The sequence below is a fragment of the bacterium genome, assembly GCA_019912885.1.
Lineage (GTDB): Bacteria > Lernaellota > Lernaellaia > JACKCT01 > JACKCT01 > JAIOHV01.
In genome coordinates this window covers 1-5,193 of sequence record JAIOHV010000084.1, presented here as the reverse complement: position 1 = coordinate 5,193, position 5,193 = coordinate 1, and the positions used below count along the sequence as shown (strand labels likewise).

General features: G+C 66.6%; 5 protein-coding genes. All 5 read right to left on the bottom strand.

Annotation, left to right across the window (positions count from 1 at the left end; all coding sequences use genetic code 11):
* Positions 1 to 1,388, bottom strand: a 1,388-nt coding sequence (locus K8I61_07110; GenBank protein ID MBZ0271789.1) for a Gldg family protein, incomplete at its 3' end; no start/stop codon positions are given.
* Positions 1,385 to 2,323, bottom strand: coding sequence for an ABC transporter ATP-binding protein (locus K8I61_07105; GenBank protein MBZ0271788.1), 939 nt, complete (start codon positions 2,321 to 2,323; stop codon positions 1,385 to 1,387). The genes K8I61_07105 and K8I61_07110, both read right to left, overlap by 4 nt.
* A 124-nt stretch (positions 2,324 to 2,447) precedes the next feature.
* The gene (locus K8I61_07100) at positions 2,448 to 3,347 is read right to left on the bottom strand and encodes a 2-dehydropantoate 2-reductase (protein ID MBZ0271787.1); all 900 of its coding nucleotides are present in this window, start codon (positions 3,345 to 3,347) and stop codon (positions 2,448 to 2,450) included.
* Positions 3,347 to 4,132: a GTP cyclohydrolase, FolE2/MptA family gene (locus tag K8I61_07095; protein ID MBZ0271786.1), complete on the bottom strand. Its 786-nt coding sequence runs from the start codon at positions 4,130 to 4,132 to the stop codon at positions 3,347 to 3,349. Before K8I61_07095 ends, K8I61_07100 begins: the two co-directional genes overlap by 1 nt.
* Positions 4,129 to 4,998, bottom strand: coding sequence for a 3-methyl-2-oxobutanoate hydroxymethyltransferase (panB, locus tag K8I61_07090; protein ID MBZ0271785.1), 870 nt, complete (start codon positions 4,996 to 4,998; stop codon positions 4,129 to 4,131). The genes K8I61_07095 and panB overlap by 4 nt, the downstream gene beginning before the upstream one ends.
* Positions 4,999 to 5,193: the final 195 nt, after the last annotated feature.

Here is a 5,193-nt window from a genome sequence, read left to right as displayed (position 1 = left end):
TCGGTAAGCGCGGCCTCGCCCTGGGCCAGGTTGATCTCCGCTGATTCGTATTTATCGCCGAGCAACTGCGCCACGTTCGCAAGGCCGGCCGAGGGCGTCTTTTCGCCGTGGCCGGTCAGGAAGCCGAGCCGGGGCGTTTTCGTGCGGACGAGCTGCGCGATGCGGCTGGTGAGCTGGTATTCCAGGTCGTCCACCTCGCGCACGAGCGGCAGCGTCTCCTGCTTGTCCTGATACGCGAGGGCGACGCCCATGTAGACCTTGACGACCTGAATCTGGTCCTTCTCGAATTTGTTGACCTCGACCTTCGGAATCTGCGCCGCGTTCACCTTTGCGATGACGGCCGGATCGGGCTCGCCGCCCGCGCCGGTGGCGTCGGGATCGACGAACTCGAAGGTCAGCTTGCCGTTCGAGGCGTTGCGATACTCCTCGAGCTTGTCGCGCAGCACGCGTTCGTGCGCGTTGAACGGCGCGGGCAGGTTGCGCGAGAAGTACGCCGTCACGCGGAGCTGGTCGCGCAGATCGCCGAGGATCGACCGCGTGCCGTCCGTGAGCGTGTAGATGCGGTCCTCGGTCAGGTCGGCGCGCGCGTACGCCTGCGAAGATAGCGCGTTGACGGAAATGAAGCAGCCCACCGCGCCGCCGATGTAAAGCCAGCGATTAAGCCGCCATTTCGCGGAGTGGTCGGAGAGCCGCGTGTGCAGCGCCTGCGCGGTCGCGAACAGGAACAGCGCGGTCAGCGAGAACGTGTAGATCACGTCGCGCGTATCCACGACGCCGCGGCTGATGTTCTGGAAGTGGTGATCGACACCGACAAATTCCACGAGGCTCTGCAATCCCGCGGGCACGAACGGCAAGAGCAGGTCGAGCACGAACAGCACGAGGCCGACGACGAACGCGACGATGAGTGAGACGACCTGGTTTCGCGTGATGGCCGAGGCGAACAGCCCAAGCGAAACGAACGTGGCGCCAAGAAACAGCAGGCCGATGTAGCCGCCGATGACCGGGCCGCCGTCCAGATCGCCCACGAACGAAACGCTGATCGGGTAGGAAAGGGTGAGCAGCAGGTAGATGCCAAGCAGCGTCCACGCGGCGAGGAACTTGCCCGCCACGATCTCCCATTCGTGGATCGGCAGCGTGAGCAGCGGCTCGATCGTGCCCGTCTTTTTCTCCTCGGCGAACAGCTTCATCGTCACGGCCGGGCCAAACAGCACGAACGACCATGCGGCGAAACGGAAGAAGGTGCGCAGGTTCGCCTGGCCGGAGACGAAGAACGTCTGGAAAAAGAAGTACCCGATGCCGATCAGCAGAACGCACAGCACGATGTACGCGATCGGCGAGTTGAAGAACGTGCGCAGCTCGCGCTTGTAGATCGAGAGAATGCGTTTCATTTCGCCGCCTCCCCGCGGGTGAGGTGCGCGAAGATCTGCTCGAGGCTCGCCGCCTCGCCGCGCAGCTCGGCGATCTTCCAACCGTTTTTGACGGCGGCGTCGAAGATCAGCTCGCCAGGGTCGCGTCCCGCGCCGTCCACGGCGATCTGCAGCACGTGCCAGCCGTCGTCGCCGGCCACACGCTTCGCGTCGCGCACGCCCGCCACGGATTTCAGCACGGCGGTCGGATCGGCGCCGGCCTTCACGCGCGCGTGCAGCACGGCGCCGTGCGTGCGTTGCTCGAGATTCGCGGCCGTGTCGTCGGCGACGATCCGTCCCTTGTTGATGATCAGAACGCGCGAGCACATCGCCTCGACTTCGGCGAGGTTGTGCGTCGAGAGGATGATGGTTTTCGTCTTGCCGATCTCGCGGATGAGCCGGCGGATTTCCACGATCTGGTTCGGGTCGAGGCCGCTCGTGGGTTCGTCGAGGATCATGATCGGCGGGTCGGTCAGCGCCGCGGTCGCCAGGCCCACGCGCTGGCGGTAGCCCTTGGACAGCTCGCCGATGTCTTTGGTCATCACCTCGGCGATGCCGTACAGCCCCGCGTTCTTGCGGATGCGATCGCCACGCTCGCCGGGGGTCAGCCCGCGCACCTCGCCGACGAAGTCCAGGTACTCCAGCACCATCATGTCTTCGTACAGCGGGTTGTTTTCGGGCAGGTAGCCGATCAGCGCTCGCGCGGCCTCCGGGTCGCCGCCGAACGGCGCGCCGCCGATCGCCACGTCGCCCTCGTCGGCGCCGAGAAATCCGGTGATCATGCGCATGGTCGTCGACTTGCCCGCGCCGTTCGGGCCGAGGAAGCCGACGATCTCGCCCGGATCGACGGAAAACGATATCCGGTCGACCGCGAGCGTCGCGCCGAATCGCTTCGTCAGATTGTTGACCTGTATCATCGACATGGTGTTTGGCCTCGATGAGAAACCGCAAGGACGCAAAGGTTAAACGTATCGTCCGGAAGGCCGGTCACCCCCAAAAAGCGTCCGGCGCAAGGTGTTTACCGCATCGGGGCGGGAAGGATCAAGACGGCGGTCTTCGCTCGAGCGACAGGACGAGTTTCGCCAGCACGCGATTGACCGGCGCGTCGATGTGATGCGCCGCCCCGATGCGCACGATCGCGCCGTTGATGTCGTCGATCTCGGTGCGCCGCCGGGCGATAAGGTCCGAGAGCATCGACGAGCGATTGGCCGCCGTCAGCCGCGCGACCTCCAGGCAACGCGATTGAAGCGCCGCGCGGTCAAGCGCCACGCCTTCGGCGCGTGCGACCTCGACCGCCTCGCCCACGGCCTCGATGGCCAGGCCGCGCGCGTCGGCGTCGCTCGCGATGAAGCCGTTTGGCACGCCGAGAATCGCCGTCAGGGCGTTGATGCCCGCATTCACGGCCACCTTCTCCCAGATGTCCGCGAGGATGCGGGCGCTTGTCGTGGCCGCGAAGCCCGCCGCCGAAAACGCGGCCGCGATCGCCTCGGCGTCGTCGTCGCCCGTCTCGCCGACCGCGCCGATGCTTGTCAGGCCCTGGCCCGTGTGACGCACGCGGCGCACGCCCTCGCGCAGCGCCGCCTCGGTCGTCGTGCCCGCGAAAAGGCGGGCGGGGTCGACGACCTCGGCCAGCCGCTCGACGTTGCCAAGACCGTTTTGCAGCGTCAGCACGCGCGCGGCGTTTCGCAGAAGGCCCGCGTGCTCGCGCGCGGCGCGGCTTGTGTCGTACGACTTCACGCACGCGACGGCGAGATCGAACGGCTCGGCCGTCGCGGCGTGCGCGTGCGCCGAGCGGACGCGATCGCCCTCGACGAGTTCGATCGTGACGCCCGCGCCGTCTTCCCCCGCGCGGCCGACAAGCGCCACATCGTGCGCGGCGTCGGCCAGGCGTGCCGCGAATAGTAGCCCCATCGCGCCGGGGCCGACGATGGCGACGCGCATCAGGCGCCCTCGCGTCGCCACTCGAGGCGCGCGTAGTTTTCGTGGTTGTGCATCGACTCCAGGCTCACCGACTCGACGGTGAACCAGCGGATGTTTTCGTCCTCGGCCAGGCGGCGCGCGACCTCGAGCGCGATCTCCTCGTGCGAGCGCGGGTTCTCGTACGCGCGCAGCGTCACGTGGCGCTCATCCGGGCGCTTGAGCAGCGAATACAGCTCGCTAGAGGCGCATTCCTCGACCAGATTAATGACGTCCTCGATCCAGATGATGCGCCCGAACCGGAGCGCCACCGTCACGACGCATCGCTGGTTGCGCGAGCCGTGGCGCTCGGGATCGACCGACGCGGGGTGGAGGATCGTCACCGGCACGCGCACCTCGACGCCGACGTTCACGCGCGCGCCCGACTCGCCGGGTTCGGCCTCGCCAAGGATGCGGCACTCGTATTCCAGCAGCCCGGACAGCCCGGAAACGGGCGCCTTTTTCGCGACGAAGTAGGGGAACGAAAACTCGATGCGCGCGCGCCCGGCGTCAAACGCTGAGAGCATGTCCGCAAGAATCGCCGGGACGTTTTCGGCGGTCATTTCCCCGCTGTGGCGATTGAGGATGTCGACCAGGTCGGCCTCTTCCGTGGCCAACATGGGTCGCGCGAGGTCCACCGACATATCGACGTTCGCGACGGTGTGTTGCCTTCCTTCGGTGCGGTCGAGCACGGCGACGGGGTAGGTGATGTTCTTGACGCCGACGCGTGAAAGCCGCGGCGCCGCGCCGGCGGATGGGGCGCCGCTCATGGGGCGTCGGAGAGGTCGGCGATCTGGCGAAGCAGGCGTTCGCGATCGTCGTCGGACATGTGAAAGGTGTGTTCATCCGCCGGGAACGCGCCGGACTCGACCTCGCCGCGGTATTCGACAAGCGCGCGGCGCATCTCCCGTTCCACCTCGGCGAAACGCTTCACGAAACGCGGCGTGAACCCGGAGCGGATGCCGAGCATGTCGTGGAAGACGAGCACCTGGCCGTCGCACTCGGCGCCCGCGCCGATGCCGATGGTGGGGACCGCGATACCCTGGGTGATTTCCCGCGCCAATTCATGCGGCACCATTTCGAGCACGAGAAGGAACGCGCCGGCGTTCGCGAGGCCGCGCGCGTTTTCGTAGATCACGATCGCCTTGTCCGCCGTATTGCCTTGCACGCGGTAGCCGCCGAGCAGGCCGACGGTCTGCGGCGTCAGGCCCAGGTGCCCGACGACGGGGATGCCCGCTTCGACCATCGCGCGGACGACGTCGATCATCGGCCCGCCGCCTTCGAGCTTCACCGCGTCGGCGCCCGCCTCCTTCATGAAGCGCGTGGCGTTTTTGATCGCGTCGCCGATACCGGCGTTGTAGGAGCCGAACGGCATGTCGGCGATCAAAAGCGCGTGCTGCACGCCGCGGCGGACCGCCTTCACGTGGTGCAGCATCTCGTCCATCGTCACCGGCACCGTGTCGCGATAGCCGAGCACGACGTTGGCGAGCGAATCGCCGACGAGCACGGTGTCGATACCGGCTTCGTCCACGAGCTGCGCGCCGGGGTAGTCGTAGGCCGTGAGCATGGTGATCTTTTTGCCCTCGGCCTTTTTCTTCTGAAGGTCCGCGATGCCGATTGGTTTCTTTTTCGCCATGGCCCCCGCTCCCGAATGGGAAAGCGAAAGGATAGCGGAAGCGCCCCGCGCGGGGCTAGACCCTTCGCTGCGCTCAGGGTGACAACGCTCGCGCCCGTGTCATTCGTCGCGCGCCTGTCATTCTGAGCGAAGCGAAGAATCTCGCCGGCAAACCATGGAAACCCTTCGCTGCGCTCAGGGTGACAACGCTCGCGC

What these genes read in the sequence shown, in the direction of transcription:
- K8I61_07100 (MBZ0271787.1), bottom strand. Translation starts at nt 3,347, where the DNA reads ATGCGCGTCGCCATCGTCGGCCCCGGCGCGATGGGGCTACTATTCGCG.
- K8I61_07095 (MBZ0271786.1), bottom strand. Translation starts at nt 4,132, where the DNA reads ATGAGCGGCGCCCCATCCGCCGGCGCGGCGCCGCGGCTTTCACGCGTC.
- panB (MBZ0271785.1), bottom strand. Translation starts at nt 4,998, where the DNA reads ATGGCGAAAAAGAAACCAATCGGCATCGCGGACCTTCAGAAGAAAAAG.
- K8I61_07105 (MBZ0271788.1), bottom strand. Translation starts at nt 2,323, where the DNA reads ATGATACAGGTCAACAATCTGACGAAGCGATTCGGCGCGACGCTCGCG.